This window comes from Achromobacter sp. GW823-FHT04E03 (assembly GCF_058796095.1).
Map to the genome: position 1 here is coordinate 1609300 of NZ_JBXAIJ010000001.1, position 23601 is coordinate 1632900.

23 protein-coding genes are annotated in these 23601 nt (G+C 67.4%); 15 read left to right on the forward strand and 8 right to left on the reverse strand.

Going from position 1 to position 23601, the window contains the following annotated elements:
* Positions 1-67 precede the first annotated feature (67 nt).
* The 10 genes from AC1RHV_RS07540 to rpsT all read left to right on the forward strand — a co-directional run bounded on the left by AC1RHV_RS07540 (position 68) and on the right by rpsT (position 8225).
* A complete protein-coding gene (locus AC1RHV_RS07540; protein WP_054452372.1) occupies positions 68-691 on the forward strand; it encodes a MotA/TolQ/ExbB proton channel family protein in 624 nt (207 codons plus the stop codon).
* Complete coding sequence (locus tag AC1RHV_RS07545) at positions 688-1101, forward strand: ExbD/TolR family protein (protein WP_054452373.1); 414 nt, start codon at positions 688-690, stop codon at positions 1099-1101. The genes AC1RHV_RS07540 and AC1RHV_RS07545 overlap by 4 nt, the downstream gene beginning before the upstream one ends.
* Positions 1098-2138: a tetraacyldisaccharide 4'-kinase gene (gene lpxK, locus AC1RHV_RS07550; RefSeq protein ID WP_054452375.1), complete on the forward strand. Its 1041-nt coding sequence runs from the start codon at positions 1098-1100 to the stop codon at positions 2136-2138. The genes AC1RHV_RS07545 and lpxK overlap by 4 nt, the downstream gene beginning before the upstream one ends.
* Before the next feature lie 64 nt (positions 2139-2202).
* Positions 2203-2385 (forward strand): Trm112 family protein, encoded by a 183-nt coding sequence (locus AC1RHV_RS07555; protein WP_054452377.1) that lies wholly within the window; start codon positions 2203-2205, stop codon positions 2383-2385.
* A gap of 10 nt (positions 2386-2395) precedes the next feature.
* Positions 2396-3160, forward strand: coding sequence for a 3-deoxy-manno-octulosonate cytidylyltransferase (kdsB, locus tag AC1RHV_RS07560; RefSeq protein WP_054452378.1), 765 nt, complete (start codon positions 2396-2398; stop codon positions 3158-3160).
* A 91-nt stretch (positions 3161-3251) separates the two neighbouring features.
* On the forward strand, positions 3252-3908 hold the full coding sequence (gene adk / locus AC1RHV_RS07565) for an adenylate kinase (RefSeq protein WP_054452380.1): 657 nt from the start codon (positions 3252-3254) through the stop codon (positions 3906-3908).
* A gap of 132 nt (positions 3909-4040) precedes the next feature.
* The gene (locus tag AC1RHV_RS07570) at positions 4041-4799 is read left to right on the forward strand and encodes a 3-hydroxyacyl-CoA dehydrogenase (protein ID WP_054452382.1); all 759 of its coding nucleotides are present in this window, start codon (positions 4041-4043) and stop codon (positions 4797-4799) included.
* Between the two features lie 182 nt (positions 4800-4981).
* Complete coding sequence (murJ, locus tag AC1RHV_RS07575; protein ID WP_054452384.1) at positions 4982-6541, forward strand: murein biosynthesis integral membrane protein MurJ; 1560 nt, start codon at positions 4982-4984, stop codon at positions 6539-6541.
* A gap of 192 nt (positions 6542-6733) precedes the next feature.
* Positions 6734-7702 carry a FecR domain-containing protein gene (locus AC1RHV_RS07580; RefSeq protein ID WP_175163563.1) on the forward strand — a complete coding sequence of 323 codons (969 nt, stop codon included), beginning with the start codon at positions 6734-6736 and terminating at the stop codon, positions 7700-7702.
* Between the two features lie 259 nt (positions 7703-7961).
* The gene (gene rpsT / locus AC1RHV_RS07585) at positions 7962-8225 is read left to right on the forward strand and encodes a 30S ribosomal protein S20 (RefSeq protein WP_006396042.1); all 264 of its coding nucleotides are present in this window, start codon (positions 7962-7964) and stop codon (positions 8223-8225) included.
* 150 nt (positions 8226-8375) lie between these two features.
* Here rpsT and AC1RHV_RS07590 read toward each other — a convergent pair whose 3' ends face one another.
* A complete protein-coding gene (locus AC1RHV_RS07590; protein ID WP_192354915.1) occupies positions 8376-9284 on the reverse strand; it encodes a LysR family transcriptional regulator in 909 nt (302 codons plus the stop codon).
* A gap of 171 nt (positions 9285-9455) precedes the next feature.
* Between AC1RHV_RS07590 and AC1RHV_RS07595 the strand changes: the two genes are divergently transcribed.
* The 3 genes from AC1RHV_RS07595 to AC1RHV_RS07605 are packed head-to-tail and all read left to right on the forward strand — an operon-like array spanning position 9456 to position 13438.
* Complete coding sequence (locus AC1RHV_RS07595; RefSeq protein ID WP_492300312.1) at positions 9456-11027, forward strand: GMC family oxidoreductase; 1572 nt, start codon at positions 9456-9458, stop codon at positions 11025-11027.
* On the forward strand, positions 11024-12496 hold the full coding sequence (locus AC1RHV_RS07600; RefSeq protein ID WP_492300314.1) for an aldehyde dehydrogenase family protein: 1473 nt from the start codon (positions 11024-11026) through the stop codon (positions 12494-12496). The genes AC1RHV_RS07595 and AC1RHV_RS07600 overlap by 4 nt, the downstream gene beginning before the upstream one ends.
* A 42-nt stretch (positions 12497-12538) precedes the next feature.
* Entirely contained in the window at positions 12539-13438 is a 900-nt protein-coding gene (locus AC1RHV_RS07605) for a catalase (protein WP_492300316.1), read from the forward strand.
* Here AC1RHV_RS07605 and AC1RHV_RS07610 read toward each other — a convergent pair.
* Positions 13396-14349, reverse strand: coding sequence for a LysR family transcriptional regulator (locus tag AC1RHV_RS07610; protein WP_054452397.1), 954 nt, complete (start codon positions 14347-14349; stop codon positions 13396-13398). The genes AC1RHV_RS07605 and AC1RHV_RS07610 overlap by 43 nt on opposite strands.
* Before the next feature lie 115 nt (positions 14350-14464).
* On the opposite strand from AC1RHV_RS07610, the gene lysA reads away from it, so the two are divergent.
* The gene (gene lysA, locus AC1RHV_RS07615; RefSeq protein WP_492300317.1) at positions 14465-15700 is read left to right on the forward strand and encodes a diaminopimelate decarboxylase; all 1236 of its coding nucleotides are present in this window, start codon (positions 14465-14467) and stop codon (positions 15698-15700) included.
* A gap of 6 nt (positions 15701-15706) precedes the next feature.
* Here the strand turns inward: lysA and garL are convergent, their stop codons facing one another.
* The 6 genes from garL to AC1RHV_RS07645 form a co-directional block, all read right to left on the reverse strand.
* Positions 15707-16474: a 2-dehydro-3-deoxyglucarate aldolase gene (garL, locus tag AC1RHV_RS07620; RefSeq protein ID WP_054452400.1), complete on the reverse strand. Its 768-nt coding sequence runs from the start codon at positions 16472-16474 to the stop codon at positions 15707-15709.
* A 74-nt stretch (positions 16475-16548) separates the two neighbouring features.
* A complete protein-coding gene (locus AC1RHV_RS07625) occupies positions 16549-17544 on the reverse strand; it encodes a Bug family tripartite tricarboxylate transporter substrate binding protein (RefSeq protein WP_175181439.1) in 996 nt (331 codons plus the stop codon).
* A gap of 47 nt (positions 17545-17591) precedes the next feature.
* Positions 17592-19337, reverse strand: a complete 1746-nt coding sequence (gene araD / locus AC1RHV_RS07630) for an L-arabinonate dehydratase (RefSeq protein ID WP_054452402.1) — start codon at positions 19335-19337, stop codon at positions 17592-17594.
* 47 nt (positions 19338-19384) lie between these two features.
* Entirely contained in the window at positions 19385-20491 is a 1107-nt protein-coding gene (locus AC1RHV_RS07635; RefSeq protein WP_054452404.1) for an Ldh family oxidoreductase, read from the reverse strand.
* Positions 20492-20540: 49 nt separating this feature from the next.
* The gene (locus AC1RHV_RS07640; protein ID WP_118932816.1) at positions 20541-21314 is read right to left on the reverse strand and encodes a FadR/GntR family transcriptional regulator; all 774 of its coding nucleotides are present in this window, start codon (positions 21312-21314) and stop codon (positions 20541-20543) included.
* Positions 21315-21394: 80 nt separating this feature from the next.
* The gene (locus tag AC1RHV_RS07645; protein WP_059379899.1) at positions 21395-22324 is read right to left on the reverse strand and encodes a dihydrodipicolinate synthase family protein; all 930 of its coding nucleotides are present in this window, start codon (positions 22322-22324) and stop codon (positions 21395-21397) included.
* Between the two features lie 224 nt (positions 22325-22548).
* On the opposite strand from AC1RHV_RS07645, the gene AC1RHV_RS07650 reads away from it, so the two are divergent.
* Positions 22549-23562, forward strand: a complete 1014-nt coding sequence (locus AC1RHV_RS07650) for a Bug family tripartite tricarboxylate transporter substrate binding protein (RefSeq protein WP_054453632.1) — start codon at positions 22549-22551, stop codon at positions 23560-23562.
* The last annotated feature ends 39 nt before the right edge of the window (positions 23563-23601 follow it).

The following is a 23601-nucleotide window of genomic DNA, read 5'->3' on the forward strand; positions in this document are numbered from 1 at the left end:
CAGTTTCGGCTTGATCAGATGCCGGTTCGCGCCGCTTTGCGCACCGGTCCCCCGGGAGTTGAACGCTTTGCTTTCCATACTGCGCGAGGCCGGCTGGCCGATATGGCCCCTGCTGGCGACATCCGTCCTGGGCCTGGCGCTGATCTTCGAGCGCTTCCTCTCCCTGCGCCGCGGCCTGGTCATGCCGCGCGGCCTGAGCGACCAAGTGGCTGAAATGCTGCGCAACCGCCAGGACACTCCCGACGCGATCAACCGCCTGGAGCGCAACTCGCCGCTGGGCCGGATCCTGGCCGAGGTAATGCGTCACCGCCACCTGCCGCGCGAGGAACTGCGCAACGTGGTCGAGGATACCGGCCGCGCCGTCGCCCACGACCTCAGCCGCTACATCTCCGCCATCGGCACCATCGCCGTGGTCGCGCCCCTGATGGGCCTGTTCGGCACCGTGGTCGGCATGATCGAGATCTTCGGCTCCTACACCCCCGGCGGCGGCGATCCCGCGCAACTGGCGCGCGGCATCTCGATGGCGCTGTACAACACCGGCTTCGGCATCCTCATCGCCATTCCCGCCATGATCGCGCACCGCTATCTGCGCGGCCGCGTGGACGGCTACCTCAGCGCCATGGAACAGACCGCGTCGCGCCTGGTCCGCGCCGTCTCCCCCGGGTCCGCCATGCGCGAGGGCCGTTCATGAATTTCCGCGGCCCCCGCGGCGAGCGCGATGAGCTGGATATCAACCTGATTCCGCTCATCGACGTGCTGCTGGTCATCCTGATCTTCCTGGCGGCAACCACATCCTTCGCGCGCTTCACCCAGCTGAAGGTGACGCTGCCCCAGGCCTCGATGGAACAGGACACGCCTCCGGCGCTGGAAGTCGCGGTCAGCCAGGACGGGCGCTACGCGCTCAACGGCACGCTCATCGACGTCTCCACGCCGCCCGAAATCGCCGAGGCCTTGCGCCAGGCCGCCGCCGGCAAGACCGAACCGCTGGTCGTCATCAACGCCGACGCCCAGGCCACCCACCAGTCCGTGATCAACATCATGGAAGCCGCCCGGCTGGCTGGCATCGGCCGCGTCAACTTCGCCGCGCAGACCACCCGGTGACCGCCAAGCGCGCCTCGACGCTGCTGGCGCGCCAATGGCAGCACGGCGGCTGGCTCTCCAATCTGCTGCTGCCGCTGTCCAGGCTGACCGCCTGGGAAGTGGCGCGCAAGCGCCAGCGCTACCTGGACGGCACCCGCCGCTCGTACCGCGCCCCCGTTCCCGTCGTGGTGATCGGCAATGTCTACGTCGGCGGCACGGGCAAGACCCCCATGGTCATCGCCACCGTCGAGGCGTTGCGGGCCCGCGGCTACACCCCCGGGGTCGTCAGCCGCGGCTACGGCGTCAAGGTCGGGCCGCACGCCCGCGTCGGGCTGGGCCAACTCGAAGCCGCCCGCTTTGGCGATGAACCCGCGCTGATCGCCCGCGCCACCGGAGCGCCGGTTTCCGTGCACCCGAAGCGCGCCCTGGCGGCCCAGGCCCTGCTGCAGGCGCACCCCAAGGTGGACGTGATCGTGTCGGACGACGGCCTGCAGCATCTGGCGCTGGCGCGCGACATCGAAATCGTGGTGCAGGACGAGCGCGGCGTGGGCAATGGCCGCCTGCTGCCGGCGGGCCCCCTGCGCGAGCCCGCCGAACGGCTCCGGGAGGTCGACGTGGTCGTGACGAACATCGGCACCCCCGACGGCCAGCCCCAAACCGGGGGCAGCGTCCGGCCGCGGCAAGTCCGCATGTGGCTGGAACCGGGCGATACGCGCCAGGTCTCGGGCCGCGGCGCGCGCCCCCTGGCCGCCTTTGCCGGCCAGCCGCGCATCGCGGCGGCGGCCGGCATCGGCAATCCGGAACGCTTTTTCACCACCCTGCGCGGCGCCGGCATCCAGCTGGAAACCGCGCTCGCCCTGCCCGATCATCACGATTACGCCGAGTCGCCCTTCCAGGCGCTGACAGCCGAGGCCATCCTGATCACCTCCAAGGACGCGATCAAATGCGCCGCCCTGGACGATCCGCGGCTGTGGGAAGTGCCCGTGCGCGCCGGCTTCTCCGATCCGCAACTGTTCGACTGGCTGGCGCAGGCGCTGCGCCAGCCAGTCCGGGCCTAGCAAACCGTCCGCCTGGCAGCGCCGCGCGGCCCGGCCCTCGGCAAACTGCTTTAGAATTCCGGTCATGGAATCCCGCCTACTCGACATCCTCGTCTGCCCGCTGTGCAAGGGCCGCCTCGAACACGACCGGCAGCAAGCCGAACTGGTTTGCCGCGCCGACCGCCTGGCCTTCCCTGTGCGCGACGGCATCCCCGTCATGCTGGAATCGGAAGCCCGCGCGCTGGACGACGCCCCCGCTTCCCACTGAACCGCCGAGCATGAGCTTCATCGCCCTGATCCCGGCGCGCACCGCCTCGACCCGGTTGCCCGACAAGCCGCTGGCCGACATCGCCGGCAAGCCCATGGTCGTGCGCACCGCCGAACGCGCGGCGCTGTCCGGCGCTTCCCGCGTCTATGTGGCCACGGACGACGTCCGCGTGCAACAGGCGGCGCAGGCGCACGGGCTGCAGGCGCTGATGACCCGCGCCGACCACCCGACGGGCACCGACCGCCTGGCCGAAGCCGTGGAGCAACTGGGCCTGCCTGACGACGCCATCGTGGTCAATGTGCAGGGCGACGAGCCCCTGATCGAACCCGAACTCATCGACGCGGTCGCGGCCAAGCTGCAAGCCAGCCCCGAGGCCGACATCGCGACCTGCGCCTGTCCCCTGGCCAACGCCGAGGCCCTGTTCAACCCCAACGTGGTGAAGCTGGTCTGCGCCGCGAACGACCGCGCGCTGTATTTTTCACGCGCCCCGATCCCCTGGGCCCGCGATGCGCTGGCCTCGGGCGAACGCGTGCTGGCCGACGGCCTGCCGGCCTGGCACCACATCGGCCTGTACGCGTACCGGGTGTCGTTCCTGCGCCGCTATCCGTCCCTGCCGCAGGGCGCGCTGGAACGTTTCGAATCTCTGGAGCAGCTGCGCGCCATGGAACACGGCCACGTCATCGTCGTCCATCGGGCGTCCAACCCTCCTGCCGCAGGCGTAGATACCCCGGCAGATCTGGAACGCGTCCGACTGGTCTACAGCAAGCAGATATAAGGGTTATTTCCTATGGCGCGGCTCCGCATCGGCTGCTGCATTGCGGCATAATTCCCCGGATCACAAAAAATACACCCCTTCAGGAGCACTCATGCGTCTCATCTTGCTCGGACCTCCCGGCGCCGGCAAAGGCACCCAGGCCGCGTTTCTCACCCAACACTTCGGCATTCCCCAGATTTCCACCGGCGACATGCTGCGCGCCGCGGTCAAAGCGGGCACGCCGTTGGGCATTGAAGCCAAAAAGGTCATGGATGCCGGCGGTCTGGTTTCCGACGAGATCATCATCGGCCTGGTACAGGACCGTCTGAAGCAGCCCGACTGCGCCAACGGCTACCTGTTCGACGGTTTCCCCCGCACCATCCCGCAGGCGGACGCGCTCAAGAGCGCCGGCGTCAAGCTGGACTACGTGGTGGAAATCGAAGTCCCCGAAGAAGACATCATCGAACGCATGAGCGGCCGCCGCGTGCACCAGCCCAGCGGCCGCAGCTACCACGTGCGCTTCAACCCGCCCAAGGTCGAAGGCCGTGACGACGTCACTGGCGAAGAGCTGATCCAGCGCGACGACGACCGCGAGGAAACCGTGCGCAACCGCCTGGCCGTGTACCGCGACCAGACCCGCCCCCTGGTCGACTACTACTCGTCCTGGGCGCAGCAGAATCCCGCCGACGCGCCGAAGTACCGCAAGATCTCCGGCGTCGGCGCGGTCGAAGAAATCAAGGCGCGCCTGTTCGAAGCCGTCCAAGGCTGATCGGCGCCTCGATGGCTCACAGGCCTTCGGCGCTGGCACCGGAACGCAACGCGTCCGGCCGGCCCCGAAGGCCTAGTCATATCCGGCGCCTGCCGCGCCGCTTTCATCCCTAGAACTACTGGTGGTAGACACATGGAAATCGCGAACAAGGTATTCATCGTCACGGGCGGCGCGTCCGGACTGGGCGCCGGCACGGTGCGCATGCTGGTCGAAAACGGCGCCAAGGTCGTCATCGCCGACGTGCAGGACGAGCCGGGCTCGGCCCTGGCCAAGGAACTGGGCCAGCGCTACGTCCACTGCGACGTGACCCAGGAAGCCGACGGCAAGAACGCCGTAGCTGCCGCGCTCGAGCTGGGCTCGCTCTTTGGCCTGGTGAACTGCGCCGGCGTCGCGCCCGCCGCCAAGATCGTGGGCAAGAACGGCGCGCATCCGCTGGAACTGTTCCAGAAGGTCGTGTCGATCAACCTGATCGGCAGCTTCAACATGATGCGCCTGGCCGCCGAGGCCATGAGCGCCAACGCGCCCGAACCCACCGGCGAACGCGGCGTGATGATCAACACCGCCTCCGTCGCGGCCTTCGACGGCCAGATCGGCCAGGCCGCCTACGCCGCCTCCAAGGCCGGCGTGGCCGGCATGACCCTGCCCATTGCGCGCGACCTGTCCAAGACCGGCATCCGCTGCATGACCATCGCCCCGGGCATCTTCGGCACGCCCATGATCTTCGGCATGCCGCAGGAAGTGCAGGACTCGCTGGCCGCCAGCATTCCCTTCCCCGCCCGCCTGGGCCGCCCGGAAGACTACGCCAAGCTGGTCCACAGCATCATCACCAACGACATGCTCAATGGCGAAACCATCCGCCTCGACGGCGCCATCCGCATGCCGCCGAAATAATGCCCCCACGCTTCGCCCGCTGCGCGGGCTCTCTGCCCCCCGAGGGGGCTCTTTTTCCCTTGGGGCGGCCCAAGGGAAAAAGGCGCTCCGGCGTAGAGAAAAAACGTAGGGCGAAGTGTTGCCCCATTCAAGGGGCAATGTTGGTTATGGGGCCTGCCGGCCCCCTTTTTACGTAGTCCTCCATGAGCCTGTTTCGTTCGGCGGCCACGGTCAGCAGCTTCACCCTGCTGTCCCGCATTTCCGGCCTGATCCGCGACATCCTGGTGGCCCGCGCTTTCGGCGCCGGCCCCATCACCGACGCCTTCTGGGTCGCTTTCCGCATTCCCAACCTGCTGCGCCGCCTGTTCGCCGAAGGAGCCTTCGCCCAGGCCTTCGTGCCCATCCTGGGCGCCGCGCGCAACAACCGTTCCGAAGCCGAAGTCCGCACCCTGCTGGACCGCGTGGCGCTGCTGCTGACCGCGGCGCTGATGCTCATCACCCTCATCGGCATCGTCGCCGCGCCCTGGGTGGTATCGGCCATGGCCAGCGGCCTGCGAGGAGCCGCCCGCGACACCGAATTCGGCGCCGCGGTATGGATGACGCGGGTGATGTTCCCCTATATCTTCTGCATGTCGCTGATCGCGTTCGCCTCGGGCGTGCTCAATACCTGGCGGCGCTTTGCCGTGCCGGCTTTCACGCCGGTGCTGCTCAACCTGGCGATGATCGCGGCCTGCATCTGGCTCGCGCCGCGCATGGACGTGCCGGTCTACGCGCTGGCCATCGGCGTCATGATCGGCGGCGTCGCGCAACTGGCTGTGCAATGGATCGCCCTGGCCCGGCTCGGCCTGACGCCACGCTTCACCCTGCGGTTCCGCGAGGCCTGGGGCGACCCCACGGTGCAGCGCATCCTCAAGCAGATGGCGCCCGCCACCCTGGGCGTCTCGGTCGCGCAGATCTCGCTCTTGATCAACACCAACATCGCCACCTGGCTCACGCCGGGCAGCGTTACCTGGCTGTCATTCGCCGATCGCCTGATGGAATTCCCCACGGCGCTGCTGGGCGTGGCGCTGGGCACGGTGCTGCTGCCCAGCCTGTCGGCCGCCCATGCCCGCGACGACCACGGCGGTTACAGCGGACTGCTGGACTGGGGCCTGCGCCTGGTGCTGCTGCTGGGCCTGCCGGCGGCGGTGGGCATGGCGCTGCTGTCCGACGGCCTGGTCGCCACCCTGTTCCACTACGGCGCCTTCGCCGCCCAGGACGTAAGCCAGACCCGGCTGGCGGTCATTTCCTATTCCGCCGGACTGATCGGTCTGCTGGCAGTGAAGATCCTGGCGCCCGGCTTCTACGCCAAGCAGGACATCCGCACGCCGGTGAAGATCGCCATCGGGGTGCTGATCATGACGCAGTTGATGAACCTGGTGCTGGTGCCTCTGATGGCGCATGCCGGGCTGGCCCTGGCAATCGGCCTGGGCGCCTGCCTGAATGCGCTGGCGCTGCTGATCGGCCTGCGCCGCCGCGGCGTCTACCAGCCCGGGCCCGGCTGGGCGGCGTTCGCGCTGCGCCTTTTGCCCGCCTTGGCGGCGCTGGCGGCCTTGCTCTGGTATGCGGACGGACGCATCGACTGGATCGCCCTGCAGGCCCACTCCGGTCAGCGGGTGGCCTGGCTGGCTGGCGTGCTGGCGGCCAGCGGCGCGGTCTACTTCGGAATGTTGTTACTGTTTGGCTTCCGCCCTAGGGACTTCGGCCGACGTCCGGCGCGCTAAGTTCGGACAATCTGCCTATATACACGTCAAAAGCCGGTCTAGTACCGGCTTTTTTTGCATTAGATTCGTCAAGAATTGACAATCAGCCGGTAATCTTTGGTAAAAAACCTTTATTATTTACAAATTGCCATCGAAAGGATCCCCCTTGAAGCACTGCGGGGACATGAAGTGAAGTACGCCCAAGGACAACCCATGGCGGACCAGGTAATCAATTGGCTGCTGTTATTGCGCTCCGGCAAGGCGACCGCCCAGGACTATAACGACTTCCTGGCGTGGCGCGCTGCCGACCCAGCCCACGAGAACGCCTGGCAGCAGCTGACCGGCTCGCTGGAAGGATCGACGTTTGGCCGGCTTGGCGACGCCTATCCCGCCGGCTACGCGACCACCGGCCCGGCCATCCCGCATCTCGCGGCCCCTCCCGGCCCCGCCATTGCGCCCCCTCGCCGCCGTTTTCTGGCCGGCGCGCTGGCGCTCGCCGGTACCGGCGCCTGCGCCGCCTACGTGGGCAATGCCTTCTATCCCCTGGGCAATGTCGCGGCGGATGCCGCCACGGCCACGGGCGAGCGTCGCCGCTACGTGCTGTCCGACGGCAGCCAACTGCTGCTGGACGCGCGCAGCCGCGTCAACCTGGACTTCACTCCCGCGTATCGCCAGGTCCGCCTGCTGGACGGCGCCGTGACGGTGTCGGTGGCTCCTGACGCGCGCCGCCCTTTCCTGGTCCAGACGGCAGAAGGCACGGTCCGCGCGCTGGGCACCCGTTACATGGTGCGCCAGCAAGCCCAGCGCACCCTGGTGGTGGTGCATGAGCACGAGGTCGAGGTCGAAACCATGTCCGGGGCCCACGGCACCGTCCGCGCCGGCACCGGCGCCCGGTTCGACGCGGCCCGCATGGACACCCCGCGCGCCGAACTCATGGCCGAAGCCGCCTGGGAAGCCGGCTGGGTCGAAGCCCGCGGCCGCCCCCTGGCCGAAGTGATCGCCGCCCTGCGCCCCTACCGCAGCGGCACGCTGCGCGTGTCCATGGCCGCTGGCGGCCTGCCGGTATCCGGCCACTTCCCGCTGGACGACACCGACGCAGCGCTCGATACGCTGCGCGACATCATGCCCATCCACGTCCGCCGTTTCACGCCCTGGTTCGTCTCCATCAGCGTCGCCACCTGACAACGCCGGCATTCGCCCCGTGCCGCCGGAGCGGCTTCGTTGTATACTAAGCACGGTGTTTTTATCCAGTAGGCGCCACGGGTTTTCCTCAAACGCATGAGGACCATCCGCAAGGGCTCTCCAGCCCAGGGAATTCCTCCCGCAGCGCCCCCCGCCCGGTTGACGGGCGCTCCATCGGCTGATCAAACATTAAAAGCTTGCATTCCCGTAGGGACTTGCTACAATGTTCGACTTTGCCGAATTCAACTTATATAGCAACATGGCCAATACCGCCCAAGCCCGCAAGCGCGCTCGCCAATCCGTTGAGCGCAACAAGCACAATTCCAGCCTGCGCTCGATGCTGCGCACCGCCATCAAGCGCGTTCGCCAATCCATCGCCGCTGGCGACAAGGCTGCGGCTGGCGAAGTGTTCCAGAAGGCCTCCAGCGTGATCGATCGCGTGGCCGACAAGAACATCATCCACAAGAACAAGGCCGCTCGCCACAAGAGCCGCCTGGCTGCCGCCATCAAGGCGCTGGCCTAAGCCATTCTGCCGCCCTGTTTTCAGGGCGTCACGAATACGGCAAATGAAAAAGGATGCCCATGGGCATCCTTTTTTGCGTTTCGGGCCGCCGCAAAGCCTCTATTTTTCGGCGTCCATATACTCCCCTTTGCCCCCTTGCGCCCGCCGCGGCTATAACTGCGCCGCGATCCGCTCGGCGAAGAAATCGATGAACGCGCGCACCCGGGCAACCTCCGCCGATCGGGGCGGCCATAGCAGCGAAACGCTGCCCCGGTTTTCCGTGTAGTCCTCGAGCACCGGCCGCAGCCGCCCCGCTGCCACGTCTTCCTTTACCAGGTAGCTGGGCGCCTGCACGATCCCCAAGCCGCCGATCGCCGCGGACGCCAGGGCCTCGCCATCATTCAATATGCTGGAGGGCTTGAATACCCTGCCCGACGGCTCTCCCTTGAAAGCCCAGGTTTCCGTCCTGCCAGTCGTTGGAAACCGATAGTAGATACAGCAATGCTCACCGAGATCCGCAGGCGTGCGCGGCGTGCCGCGCTGGGCCAGATAAGCGGGCGAGGCGCAAGTCGTGAACGCGTGCGGGCCGATGTTGCGGGCCTGCAGCCCTGAATCCTCCAGTTCGCCCAGGCGCAATACGAGGTCGTATCCGTCCTCGATCACGTCGACGATCAGGTCGTCCAGGTTGATGTCGACCATCACCTCGGGAAAGCGCGCGTGGAAGTCGCTGAGCGCCGGCAACACGATCCTGCGGCCCATCACCGTGGGAACACTGATCTTGAGCCGGCCGCGGGGCGCGTTCTGCACCAGCTGCAACTCGCGCTCCGCCTCCTGGAGATCCTTCAGGATCTTGCTGACATAGCGGTACAGGACCTCGCCTTCACCGGTCGGCCCCAGAGAGCGCGTACTGCGATGCAGCAGCCGTACGCCCAGCTTGAGCTCCAGCCTTTCAACCGCCTTGCCCGCCGCGGACGCGGACAGGCCCAGCTTGCGCCCGGCCGCAGCGAAACTGCCGGACTCCACCGTGGCCGCGAAGGCCACCATTCCACTGAACGATTCGATCGAAAAGGTTCCGGACATATGTTCGCGACTCTAAAGACCGCCACCCGTCTTCTGTCGGAGGCGGTACCGATGAATGATGCATCCCAATGGGATGCCGGGCTGAACGCTGGCTACAGCTGATCCGATCAGCCGTCGATGCGCTTGAACCTCCGATCCTGACACAAGGCTGGATTTTTAGAGGAGACCACAATGAATACAGGACTACGCCACCCTTCGGCGTCAGAAAATTCAGACTTTCAGCACGCTGCCTTCGACATCATCGTGGTGGGAGGCGGTTCGGCGGGCGCCGTGCTGGCCAGCCGCCTGAGCGAGGATCCCGCCCGCCGGGTACTGCTGCTCGAGGCCGGCCAGGCCTATCCGCCCCACGCCTACCCGGACGCCGTCCGCGCCCAGAACATCATCGGCGGCGACGCCAAACACGACTGGGGATACGTGTCCCAGCCAGGCTGGGGCGGAAAGTCCTTCCTGGTTCCGCGGGGCAAGGTGCTGGGCGGCTCCTCGGCCGTGAATGCCGGCGTCTGGATGCGCGCGCCCGCAGCCGACTTCGAGCGCTGGACCCGAGCAGGACTGCCGCATTGGTCCATCACCGACGCGCTGCCATTCTTCCGCGGCAGTGAATGGACCGCCTCGGGCGCGGACCAATGCCATGGCCGCACCGGCCCGGAGCCGGTGCACCAGTTGCAGGACGACGAAATCTCCGACATGCAGCGCGCGTTCCTGGTTTCGGCCCAGATGGCGGGCCATGCCCGCGTGCAGGACTTCAACAGCGACGCGCCTTTCGGCGTCGGCCCCTACCCGATGAACAACCGCATGGGCCAACGGCTGAACACGGGTATGACCTACCTGTCGGACGTCGTGCGCGCCCGACCCAACCTGACGATCTACAGCGAGACGCTGGCGGACCGCGTCGAGATTGAAAATGGCCGGGCGCAGGCCGTGATCCTGGCCGATGGCGAGCGGATCGCAGCCGGCGAAGTCGTACTCGCGGCTGGGACGTATGGATCGGCGGCCATCCTGCTTCGTTCCGGCATCGGGCCGGCGGCGGGCCTCAAGGCACTGGACATCCCCCTGGTCGCCGATCTTCCGGTCGGCCTGCGACTGCAGGAGCATCCCTTCTACTTCACGGTCTGGGCCGCGCACCCCGACCGGCTGGGGCTGCCCATCCCGCCGGTTGGCGCCATCCTGTGGACCCGGTCATCCCGGGCCGGGCCCGGCGACGGCGACCTGCATGTCAGCGCAGTGCATTATGGCGACCCCGCCGACTCGCCCACCGGCGCAATCTTCATGCTGGCCCTGGCGCTGACTCGCCCCAGCTCCATCGGCAGCCTCAAGCTGCAAGACCGCGATCCCCGCACTGCGCCGCTCATCGACCTCAACATCCTGGGGACTGCGCGCGATCGGAAACTGATGGTCGAAGGCATTCAATTGATCCGCCGGATCGCGAGCCAGGGCCCGCTGTCCGAGATCATCGCTCAGGAGCTCGTGCCGGGCCCCGCCGCAGCGGACGCTGCGGCGCTGGAAGCGGCCCTGCCGACAGCGTTGGACATCTATCACCACCCCACCTCGACCGCCCCCATGGGCGGCGACGGCGATCCTGGCGCGGTAACGGACTATCAGGGACGCGTGCGCGGCATCGCCAGACTGCGAGTCGCGGACGCATCCTGTTTCCCGGACGTCCCCTCCGTCGCCACCAATCCCACCGTAGTCATGCTGGCCGAACGCGTCAGCCACTGGATCAGGAACACGGAGGCCAGATCATGAAAGATGCCGCAAACACCGCCTGGACCCGCAAGGCCTACAACTGGATCGGCGGCGTCCAGCGCTCCGAAGGCGCCCTGAGGGAATCGATCGACCCTGCCACCTACAACATCATCGGCCACTACCCCGACAACGGCTTGGCGGCGGCAAAGTCGGCCGTCACGGCAGCCGTACGCGCCTTCCGCACGACGCCTTGGGCCCATGACCACGAACTGCGCGCCCGCGTGCTGGAGCAGTTGGCGCGGGCATTCGAGCGCAACCGCGACCGGCTGCTGGACATCCTCTCCCTCGAAAACGGCAAGATCAAGGGCGAAGCGGGCTTCGAGCTCGACATGATTCCAAGCAAGCTGCGCTACGCGGCCGCCGCCGCCCTGCTCGAAAGCGGCCGGGCGCTGACGCCCAGGCCCGGCAGCATTTCCATGGTCCTGCGCCAACCCATGGGCGTAGCGGCGGTGATCGCGCCCTGGAATTCACCGGCCGTGCTGACGATACGGTCGCTGGCGCCGGCGCTAGCGGCCGGCTGCACGGCGGTCGTCAAGCTGCCAGGCCAGGTGGCGCAAACAGCCAGCTTCATGGCCGAGATCATGGCCGAGGCGGAGGACCTTCCGGACGGCGTGATCAATCTGTTCTTCGAAAGCGGACCCGATGGCTCCGCCTATCTGGTGGACTCGCCCGAGGTTCCCGTCGTCAGCTTCACCGGCTCCACCCGCACGGGCCGCGCGATCAGCGCCGCCGGCGCCAGGCACTTGAAGCGTTTCGGCATGGAACTCGGCGGCAAGACTCCCATGATCCTGTTCGATGACGCGGACGTGGACGCGGCGCTGCCCGTGCTTGAAAAGGCCTTGACTGTCTTCAGCGGCCAGTTCTGCATGACCGGCTCCCGCTTGCTGGTCCAGGACGGCATCTACGCCGAGGTTCGCGACGGACTGGCCTGCCGGCTGCGCAAGGTCAAGGTCGGCCCGGCTGCCGATCCGGACAGCGACATGGGGCCGCTGATCGACCGCGCCAGCGTAGAACGCGTCGACCATGCCGTCGTCCTTGCGATCGCGGCGGGCGCCACCGCAGTCGAGCGCGGCGGGCCGGTGGACACAGGCCCGCTGGTCGGCGGCGCCTTCTACCGCCCCACGCTCCTGGAGGTGACCGAAAACAGCCTGGCCATCGTCCAGCAAGAAACTTTCGGCCCGGTGTTGACGATCCAGCGCTTTGCCGACGAGGCCGAAGCCATACGCCTGGCCAACGACAGCGAATACGGCCTGGCCGCCAGCGTCTGGACCCGCGACGTCGAGCGGTCGCTGCGTGTCGCGCAAGCCATCGACGCAGGTTCGGTATGGATCAACGACTGGGCCAAAGTCTACGACAGCACCGAGGAAGGCGGCTTCAAGCAATCCGGGCTGGGACGCCTGAATGGCGTGGCCGCGCTGGAGGACTTCATCGAATACAAGCACATCGCGCTCAAATCCGGCCTCGGGTAATGCCGACCAGCCAGAACATCCATTAGAAAAAAGGAGGCTCCCATGCCGGATTCCATCGCCGCAAAGCTGATTGACGCGCTCCATGCGGGCGCGGACGTCCCGCCAGGCTGCCGCGTCAATCACGCGCGCGGACTGCTTGTGGAAGGCAGATTCCTTGGCGTGCCCCGGGCAGCGCAATTCTGCGCTTCGCCCATGTTCAACGACGCTGAGCAGCCGCTCCTCGCCCGATTCTCGGACTCCGGCCCCGACCCGCGGATTCGCCAGGACAGTCCGCAAGCCGAACCGCGCGGCCTGGCCGTGCGTATCGGACAGGGTTCGCAGTTGGTGCTCGTAGGCCACTCGATCGAAGGTTTTCCCGCACAAGACCCGCAGACGTTTCTTGCATTCATACAGGCCCTGAACACGCAGCACACCGCCCCCGAGGCGTTGCAAGCCCATCTGGCGACCAATGCGCCGGCGCAACGCTTCGGCCAACTGCAGCAAGACGCCCTGCCCACGGGCTACGCCTCCCGCAGCTATCACATGCTTCATTCCTACCGCCTGACCGCCGCGGATGGCGGAACGCGAACTGGCAGGTTGACGATCCGGGGCAGGAACGCCGATGGCGCTCACAAGGCCCTGACCGGTCGGAACTGTATGGACGAGGCCTTGCGCCATGCAATGGCGGCGGGCCCGGTGGCACTGGAACTGGCGTTTACCCCGGAGCCGGAACGAGGCACGACGGACGACCCGTCCACGGGCTGGCCAGGGCATGGCGGCTCGCTGCTCCTGGGATATCTGATGCTGGAACGCCTTGCGCCAGATCAGGACGCACAGCGCACCCTGGTATTCGACCCTTCCATCCTGCCTGCCGGCATCGAGTTCGCGGGCGACCCGTTGCTGAAGGCGCGCTTGCAGGCCTACCGGCTGGCGGCAGAGCGACGACTGCGCGGCACTTCCTGATCCAGGCCAGACGCCAGGCGGCTCCGGGCCGCCTGCGCCGCCTCGCGCAACGACGCCATCAATGCATCCACCAGCGGATTGCCCGGCCGGTGCTCTGGAAACACCACGCTGACCCGGAACGGAAACGAGCGCGCCAAGGGGCGGATATGCAGGCCCCGGCCGGCAAAATCCAGCGCAGTCAGCGGGTTCACGATGGCCAGGCCCAGGCCCTGGCGCACGAAGGTACACACAGACACGGCAGTCGTCGTCTCGACGATGGACCGCCGCAGCACGCCGGCTTCGGCAAAGGCTTCGTCGATCTGGATACGATAGGGATCGCTGGAGGACAGGCTGACGAACGCATGGCCTTCGAAATCGGCCAGCTCGATGCGCTGCCTGCCCAGGAGTTCGTGGGCGTCGGGCAGCACGCAGACTTCGTCCACTTCCAGCAGCAGCTCCACGCGCGTGCCGGCCGGCGCCGCGTCGTGCTCGGTCAGGCCCAGGTCGTAACGCTGGGCGCTCAGCCATTCCTCCAGGAAGGGCGATTCCTGGGTTTCCAGCGCCAGGCTCACCCCGGGATGGCGCTCATGGAAACGCCGGAACGCGTCCGGCAGGATCGAATGGGAAAAGACCGGCAGCGCGATCACCGACAGTTGCCCGCCCTTGTAGGCCCGCAGGCGGGCCGCGGCCGAAGCGACCCGTTCCAGGCCGGCGTAGGACTGGCGGACCTCGTCGAACAGCGCCAGGCCCGGCATGGTGGGCCGCAGCCGCCCTGCCACCCGGTCGAACAGCGTGAAGCCTATGCCCTGCTCCATGCGCGCCAGCTCGCGGCTGACGGTCGGCTGGGAAGAGCCCAGCAGCTCGGCCGCCTTGGTCACGCTGCCGGCGATCATGACCGCACGGAAGACTTCGATTTGCCGGTGCGTCAGCATCGCCTACCCATATCAAAAATGAATCGATCAAGGAATTTTAAGCATTTTACTGGATGACCGAAGCCGGGCATCATGCCGCCTTGTTTTCACTTCCACCAACAAGGTTTCGCCCGCCATGGCCTTCGATCCGCGCCAACTCACCCAACTCGCCGCCGAGCACGGCACGCCGCTCTGGGTGTACGACGCCGCCGTCATCCGTGAACGCATTGCGCAACTGCGCCGCTTCGACACCATCCGCTATGCGCAGAAGGCCTGCTCCAACCTGCACATCCTGCGCCTGATGCGCGCCGAAGGCGCCGTGGTGGACGCCGTCTCGCTGGGCGAGATCGAGCGCAGCCTGGCTGCCGGCTTCCAGCCCCAGGGCGAGCCGGAAGGCATCGTCTTCACCGCGGACCTGATCGACCACGCCACGCTGGCCGCGGTGCTCAAGCACGGCATCACCGTCAACGCCGGTTCCCTGGACATGCTGGCCCGCGTGGGCCAGGCCTCGCCCGGCCATCGCGTCTGGCTGCGCATCAACCCGGGTTTCGGCCACGGCCACAGCAACAAGACCAATACCGGCGGCCCGCAAAGCAAGCACGGCATCTGGATCGGCGATGTGGCCGAAGCCATGGCCATCGTGCGCCGCCACGGCCTGAAGCTGGTCGGCATCCACATGCATATCGGCTCGGGCGTGGACTACACCCACCTGTCCAGCGTGTGCGACGCCATGGTCGACGTGGTCGCCTCGCTGGACCATGACATCGAAGCCATTTCGGCGGGCGGCGGCCTGTCCATCCCGTACCGCGAAGGCGATGCCCGTATCGACTGCGACCACTACTTCGAGCAATGGGACGCGGCGCGCCGCCGCATCGCCGAACGCCTGGGCCACGAGATCCGCCTGGAGATCGAGCCGGGCCGCTTCCTGGTCGCCGAGGCCGGCGCGCTGGTGTCGGAAGTGCATTCGATCAACCGCCGCCCGGAGCGCGACTTCGCGCTGGTCGATGCCGGCTTCAACGACCTGATGCGCCCGGCCATGTACGGCAGCTATCACCGCATTTCGGTGCATGCGCCCGATGGCGGCAAGCCGCAGGGCGCGGCGGAGACCCGCATCGCCGTGGCCGGCCCGCTGTGCGAATCGGGCGACGTGTTCACCCAGGACGCCGGCGGCGTCGTGTCGGATCAGTTGCTGCCGCAGCCGCGCATCGGCGACTTCCTGGTGTTCCACGACGCGGGCGCCTACGGCTCGTCCATGTCCTCGAACTACAACAGCCGCCCGCTGGCGCCCGAAGTGCTGCTGGACAACGGCGCGGCGCGGCTGATCCGCCGGCGCCAGACGATAGGCGAACTGCTGGCGCTGGAAGACGCCTGAGCGCCATCAGGTCGGGAACGCCTCGCGCAAGGCGAAGGTTGCCTGCTTGAACACGCCCAGGTCGGTGCCCACCGCCACGAAGTGCATGCCCATGTCCAGGTAGCGCCGCGCATCCGCATGCACCGGCGCAAGAATGCCCACGGCCTTGCCTTGGGCGGACACCCGCTGGTACAGATGGCGGATGGCCTCCTGGACTTCGGGATGGCCGGGATTGCCGATATGTCCCAGCGCCGCGGCCAGGTCGGACGGCCCGATGAACACGCCGTCCACGCCTTCCACCGAAGCGATCTCGTCCACCGCGGCGATGCCCGGGCGGCTTTCTATCTGCAGCAGCACGCAGATGTTGTCGTTGATGGTGTGCAGGTAGTCCGGCACCGTGCCATAGCGGTTGCTGCGCTGGGCGCCCGCCACGCCGCGCATGCCCTGCGGCGGGTAGCGCGTGGCGGCCACGGCCCGGCGCGCGTCCTCTTCGGATTCGATGAACGGAATCAGCAGGTTGTAGAAGCCGATATCCAGCAGCCGCTTGATCTCCACCGGATCGTTCCACGACGGCCGCCCGACAGCGGCGCTGGCGCTGCCCTGCAAGGCCTGCAGCTGCTGCAGGAACATCGGCACCTCGTTGGGCGAGTGCTCGCCGTCCAGCAACAGCCAGTCGAAATCGGCCAGGCCCACGAGCTCGGCCGTGATGTGGCTGGACATGCACATCCAGAATCCGATGAGCCGTTCGCGCGCCAGGATGCGTTGGCGGAAACGGTTGGGTAGGGGTGAGTTCATTGCACTTTTCACTTCATCAAGAAAAACAGGTCAGGCCGGGCCAGCAAGCCCGGCCGCGCATTCAATCCACGCATTCAATCCATTTTCGCGCCCGAGGCCTTGGCGGCCTTGCCCCATTTCGTGATCTCGTTATCCACGAACGCCGAGAACGATTTCGGGTCGTCGGCCACCACCACGAACCCCACGCTCTCCAGCTTCTGCCGGATCTCGGGCGAGGATAGCGCCTTCACCGTCGCCTGGTTCAGGCGCTGGATCACGGCGGGCGGCGTCTTCGCTGGCGCCGACAAGCCAAACCAGGACTCGGCCGAAAAACCCGGATAGCCTGATTCCGCCACCGTCGGCGTATCGGGATAGGCGGGATTGCGCTTGGCGCTGGCCACGGCCAGTGCGCGCAGCTTGCCCGACGTGACCTGCGGCAGCAAGGCGTCCTGGTTCAGGAACAATACCGAGACACGGCCTCCGATGGTGTCGGTGATGGCGGCGGCGCCGCCCTTGTAAGGCACGTGCACCAGGTCGATCTTGGCGTCCTGTTTCAGCATCTCCATGGCCAGGTGGCCAGAGGAGCCGCTGCCCGAGCTCGCATGCGTGTACTTGCCCGGATTCTCCCGCGCCAGCTTGATGAAGTCCGCGAAAGTCTTGCCCGGGAAATCATTGTTGGCCACCAGCACATTGGGGCCGGTGGCCAGCAGCGAGATATGCGCGAAGTCGCTGTTGCGGTATGGCATGTTCTGGTAGATCGCGTAGCTGATGGCGTTGGACCCCACGCCGGACAGCAGCAGGGTATAGCCGTCGGGCTCGGCCTTGGCCACCATGTCGGAGCCGATATTGCCATTGGCGCCGCCCTTGTTCTCCACCACCACGGTCTGGCCCAGTTCCTTGGACAGTTCGGCCGCCAGCAGGCGCCCCACCGAATCGGTGCTGCCGCCCGCGGGGAACGGCACCACCAGCTTGAGTTGCTTGGCGGGCCAGGCCGCGCCCTGCGCCATCAGCATGCCGGGCAGCATGGCCAGTGTCCCCGCCGCCGCCAGGATGGCCAGGCGCGCGCGCGCCGCCGGTTTCTTCTGTTGCATGGTTGTCTCCTCTATGGTTTTTTTAGTATGTGCGCCCGGTGTCCGGGTCAGTGGATTTCAGGCTCGCCCGCGGCCGGAGCGCGCGTTTCGGTCTGAAGAAAATCAAAATCGCAGCCCGTGTCGGCCTGGCCGATATGCTTGAGGTACAGCACGCCATAGCCGCGCTCGAAACGCGGCGGCGGCGCCTGCCAGGCGGCGCGGCGCGCGGCAAGCTCCTCGTCGGACACCAGCAGTTCCAGGCGCCGCGCCGGCACGTCCAGCGTGATGCGGTCGCCGTCCTGCACCAGCGCCAACGGGCCGCCCACATAGGCCTCGGGCGCCACGTGCAGCACACAGGCGCCATAGCTGGTGCCGCTCATGCGCGCATCCGAAATGCGCACCATGTCGCGCACGCCCTGCTTCAGGAGCTTCTGCGGAATCGGCAACTGCCCCCATTCGGGCATGCCGGGCGCGCCCTGCGGCCCCGCGTTCTGCAGCACGATGACGCTGTCGGCATCCACGTCCAGGTCGGGGTCGTCGATGCGCGCCGCCATGTCGTTGTAGTCCTTGAAGACCACCGCGCGGCCCGTGTGCACCTGCAGATGCGCCTCCATCGCGGGCGGCTTGATCACCGCGCCGTCGGGCGCCAGGTTGCCGCGCAGCACCGCCAGCCCGTCGCGCTCGATCAGCGCCTGCGCGCGCGGCCGGATCACGTCTTCATTGAAGATCCGCGCGCCCGCGATGTTCTCGCCCAGCGTGCGGCCATCCACGGTGCGCTGCGTCGTGTCCAGCAGGTCGCCCAGTTGCACCAGCATGGCGCGCAGGCCGCCGGCGTAATAGAAGTCTTCCATCAGGTACTTGCCGGCCGGCCGCAGATTGGCCAGCACCGGCGTGGTGCGCGCCAGATGGTCGAAGCGGTCCAGGTCCAGCCCGAAGCCGCTGCGCCGCGCCATGGCGATCAGGTGCACCACGGAATTGGTTGAGCCGGACAGCGCCAGCACCGTGCGCACGGCATTGTCGAACGACGCGGCGGTCAGCAGGTCCGACGGCTTCAGGTCTTCCCACACCATTTCCACGATGCGCTTGCCGGTCAGGCTGGCCATCTGCGCGTGGCGCGAATCCGGCGCGGGGATCGACGAAGCGCCCGACAGGCACAGGCCCAGCGCCTCGACCGCGCCCGTCATGGTGGACGCGGTGCCCATCGTCATGCAGTGGCCGGGCGAACGGGCGATACCGTCCTCCACGCCCTGCCAGTCTTCCTCGGTAATGTTGCCGGCGCGCAGCTCGGCCCAGTATTTCCAGGTGTCCGAGCCCGAGCCCAGCGTGTTGCCGTTCCAGTTGCCGCGCAGCATGGGGCCGGCCGGCATGAAGATGGTGGGCAAGTCCATGGACACCGCGCCCATCAGCAGCGCGGGCGTGGTCTTGTCGCAGCCGCCCATCAGCACACAGCCGTCCGCGGGATAGGAGCGCAGAAGCTCTTCGGTCTCCATCGCCAGCAGGTTGCGGTAGAGCATGGTGGTCGGCTTCTGGAAGGGTTCCGACAGGCTCATGGCGGGCATTTCCACCGGGAAGCCGCCCGCCTGCCAGATGCCGCGCTTGACCTCTTCGACGCGCTGCTTGAAGTGGCTGTGGCAGGGGTTGATGTCGCTCCAGGTGTTGATGATGGCGATCACCGGCTTGCCGGCGTAGTCCGAGCGGTGATAGCCCATCTGCGCGGTGCGCGAACGGTGGCCGAACGAGCGCAGGTCGCGCACGCCATACCAGCGGTGGCTGCGCAGTTCTTCGGGTTTCTTGCGCTTGTCTGAATTGCTCATGTCTCTGTTCCTGTGCTCTTGGGCAAGGGTTTATAGGGAAAACGGAATCACGCCGGGTCCAGCAGATAAGGCGTGCCGGCGCGCTCGCAGATGGCGCGCAGGCGTTCGGCCAGCGCGGCGGAAATGGGTATGCCGGCGCGCAGCCGGCGCGCGCGCTCGGCGGCTTCGGGCTCGCCCGCCACCAGCACCGGCTCGTCCGGGTTGGCGGGCGGCGTATCGTGCATGGCGTCGATCATGTCGTCCATGTCGGACTCGAACGAGCCCGCCGCGCGGAAGGCGTCGGGGTTCAAGGCCAGGAAGAAATGGCCCACATCGTCGGGTTCGCCCGGCCGGCGGGTCGGGGCGCGGCGCGCGGCGAAGGCGCTGCCGCTGAGCGTGCCGCCCAGGATCTGCGCCATCATCGCCAGGCCGTAGCCCTTGTGGCTGCTCATGGCGGCAGTGCCGCCCAGCGGGGTCAGGCCGCCCTCGGGATGCGTGAAGATGAATTGCATGGCGGCCGCCGCATCGGTAACCGCGCCGCCCTGCCCGTCCACCGCCCAGCCTGGCGGCAAGGGCTGATCCAGGAAGTCGTAGACCTTGACCTTGTTGGCGGCGACGGTGGTGGTCGCCATGTCCAGCACAAAGGGTTCGTTGTAGGCGGCCGGCGCGCCGAAGGCGATGGGATTGGTGCCCAGCATGGGCATGGCGCCGCGCGTGGGCACCATGATGACGCCGTTGGCGCTGCTGGTCACCAGCCCGACCACGCCGCGCTCGACCGCGATGCGCGCATAGACGCCGGCCGCGCCGAAGTGATGCGAATTACAGACCGACACGGCGCCCACGCCGTGCTCCAAAGCCTTGTCCACCGCCAGGTTCATGGCCTGCGCCGCCACCGGATAGCCCAGGCCGCCCATGCCGTCGATCAGCGCGCTGGCGCCGCCGTCGCGCAGGATCCGCGGCCTGGCGTCCAGCCGCAGGGCGCCAGCGCGCAGCTTGTCCTCGTATGCCGGCAGCATGGAGATGCCGTGCGAGTCGATGCCCAGCAGGTCGGTGCGCGCCATCAGGCCCGCGGTGATGTGCGCCAGGTCCTGCGCCATGCCCCAGGCCATCAGCACCTGCAGGATCTGCTCGCGGACCTGCTCCACCGGCACTTCCGCCGCGATATTCCCTTGCACTCTGGTCTCCTGTAGTTTTGGTTTGATCGCAGCGGGCGGACGGAAGGGATCAATCGCGCTCGCGGTCCACCAGCCGGTGACGGGCCTGGCCCAGATGGAACTGCATGGCCACGCGGGCGCGCTCGCTGTCCTGTTCGCGGATGGCGTCCAGGATCGCGGCATGCTCGTCCACCACGCGCTGCGCACGCTGGCGCGAACCGGTGCGGGTCAGGTTCAAGGTCAGCCGCATGAAGCCGCTGATGGATTCGTGGATGCTTTCCAGCACGCCCAGATAGAAGTCGTTGCCGCTGGCTTCGGCGATGCTGGCATGGAAGGCCAGGTCGGCCTCGGCCGACACCTGGCCGCGCGCCAGGCTGTCGGCGAAGGCCGCATGCGCATCGGCGATCTTCCTGAGCTGCTCGTCGGTGCGGCGCAGCGCCGCCAGGCGCGCGGCGTCGCCCTCCAGCGCCACCCGGACCTCCTGGGCCCGCAGGTAGGCGCTGACGTTCTGCACGTCGTTGAAGGTCTTCAGGCGCGGTGCGGGCGCATGGCTGACAAAGGTGCCTAGCCCCTGGTGCGCGGTGATCAGGCCGTCGGCGCGCAGCCGCAGCAGCGCTTCGCGCACCACCGGACGCGAGACGCCGAAGCGTTCGGATATTTCGTTCTCGGAAGGCAGCTTGTCGCCCACGTTCAACCCGCCAGAGACGATCTGCTCGAAGATCTGGCCGTACAGCTGATCCGCCAGCCGCACCCGGTGCCCGCGTTCGAGCACCAGCGCGCCCGCGGCATCGTGTTCGGCGGGCGCCTGCGGCGCTGGCGCGGGTGTTGCTTTGGGTCGGGCCACGAAACCTCCTCGATGCTATGGCGCTGTCCGCGATGGCGGGACAGCGCTCATCGTACCGTCAATGCGCGGCGCCAGTGCGCTCACGCAGCAGCCGCCTCCCGGTCCCAGGCCGCCAGGGCGCGCGCCACCGGCGCCACCCGCTCGCGCTCGGCGGCGGAGATGCCGGTCAGCAGGGGCAGCATCGGCCCCATGTCCGCCACGCCCGACAGCGTCACGGCATCGTGCAGCACGCGGATGGGACTGATGCTGTCGCGGCAGTCTTCCAGGCCCAGGTACTGCTGGCGCACAGCCTCGGCTTCGTCATAGCGGCCGTCGCGCAGCAGATGCAACAGGCGCATCGAACCGCGCGGCGCCACGCAGACCGAGCCGGAGGTGAAGCTCTTCAGGCCGAAATCGCGGTAGTGCACGATGGCCGGACGTTCGCCGATGCCGCTGACGATCCAGCGCGCGTCCACCGCCTGCAGCAGCGATGACAGGTAGGCGTCCTGCGACGGATCATCGCGCACGACGGCGTACTTGAAGGCCACGATGCGACCCTCTTCGATCAGGCGCGCGGCGCTTTCCGGCGCCAGGTAGCCGGACGACTTGATGTAGATCACCGCGGGCTTGCCCAGCGCGTCCGTGAAGCGGCGCACGCCTTCGGCCAGGCCCGCGTCCGTGTAGGGAAAGGACATGGGCAGCAACATGGCCGTGGGAAACGCACGCGTACGCAGGATCGCCGCCTGGTCCATCATCTTGCCGTAGTCGGGCCCCACGGAAGGCAGGATCCACGTGTCCGCGCCCGCCAGTCCGGCCAGCATGTCGACGATGCGCGCGTACTCGCCCACGCCCACGTTGTAGAAGTTAGCGTTGCCGCCATACATCACGTTGCGCACGCCGCCCGCTTCCAGATGGCCGAGCAAGGCCTTGTTGGCCGCCTCGTTCAGGGAAAGATCGTCGTGGCGCGCCAGCGGCGGCACGGCGATGACCGAACGCTGCAAATCCTGCGCGGTGACCGGGGAGGTTTTCATGGACGGGGCTCCTGGCTGATCCTGCTATCGGGTGTGGGGGTTCGAAAAAGTATACTTGGTTGACAAGCACAAGCTCAATACATATATTTGTTTTACAAGTAGTCCGGCAGCAAAACGCAGGGCGCCGCGGGGTGCCATGCGGCGTCAAAGCCTCGGGCCATGCCAGGGGCGGAATACCCCCAGAAACGATGCGCGGCCACGCGCACACCGAGGAGACGAATTCCATGCATGCAGCCCCTGCGCGAGGCCGGTCCGCCTTGGCCGTTCTTTGCAGCGCCGCCCTGGCGGCGGCCGCCTTCCTGTCGCCGGCCGCGCCGGCGCGGGCAGACTACCCGGAACGGGACGTCAAGATCATCGTGCCCTTCCCGGCCGGCGGCACCACCGACATCGCGGCCCGCATCGTCGCCGCCGAACTCGGCAAGACCTGGAACAAGGCCGTGGTGGTGGACAACAAGGCAGGCGCAGGCGGCAACGTCGGCACGGCCGAAGCCGCCCGGGCCGCGCCGGACGGCTACACGCTGCTGATGGGCACCGTCAGCACCCATGCGATCAACCAGTCGGTCTATGCCAAGCTGCCTTACGACCCGGTCAAGGACTTCGTGCCGGTGACGCTGGTGATCCCCGTACCCAACATCCTGGAACTCAACCCCGCGTTTGCCGACAAGCACGGCATCCGCACGGTGGCCGACCTGATCAAGTACCTGAAGGCCAATCCGGGCAGCGTCAACATGGCGTCCACCGGCAACGGCACCTCCACGCATCTGTCGGGAGAGCTCTTCCAGAACATGACGGGTACGCGCATGACCCACGTGCCGTACAAGGGCAGCAGCCCCGCGCTGACCGATGTGATGGCCGGTTCCGCCGATCTGATTTTCGACAACCTGCCGTCCTCCATGGGGTTCCTCAAGAGCGGCAAGCTGCGCCCGCTGGCCGTCACCAGCGCCCAGCGTTCACCCGCCTTGCCCGACGTCCCCACCATGGCCGAGGCCGGCGTGCAGGGCTATGACGCGTCCAGCTGGTTCGGCCTGCTGGCGCCCGCCGGCACGCCGCAGGCGGTGGTCGACAAGATCCAGCGCGACGTGGCCGCGGCCCTCAAGCAGGAATCCGTGCGCACGCAGTTGCAGGCGCAAGGCGCCACGCCCTCCGGCAACACGCCGGCCCAGTTCAAACAGTTCATGGCGCAGGAATCCGCCAAATGGGCGGAGGTCGTGAAGAAATCCGGCGCCAAGGTCGACTGACCCCAAGCCGATCCGGGTCCGTCCGCAACGCGTGGGCGG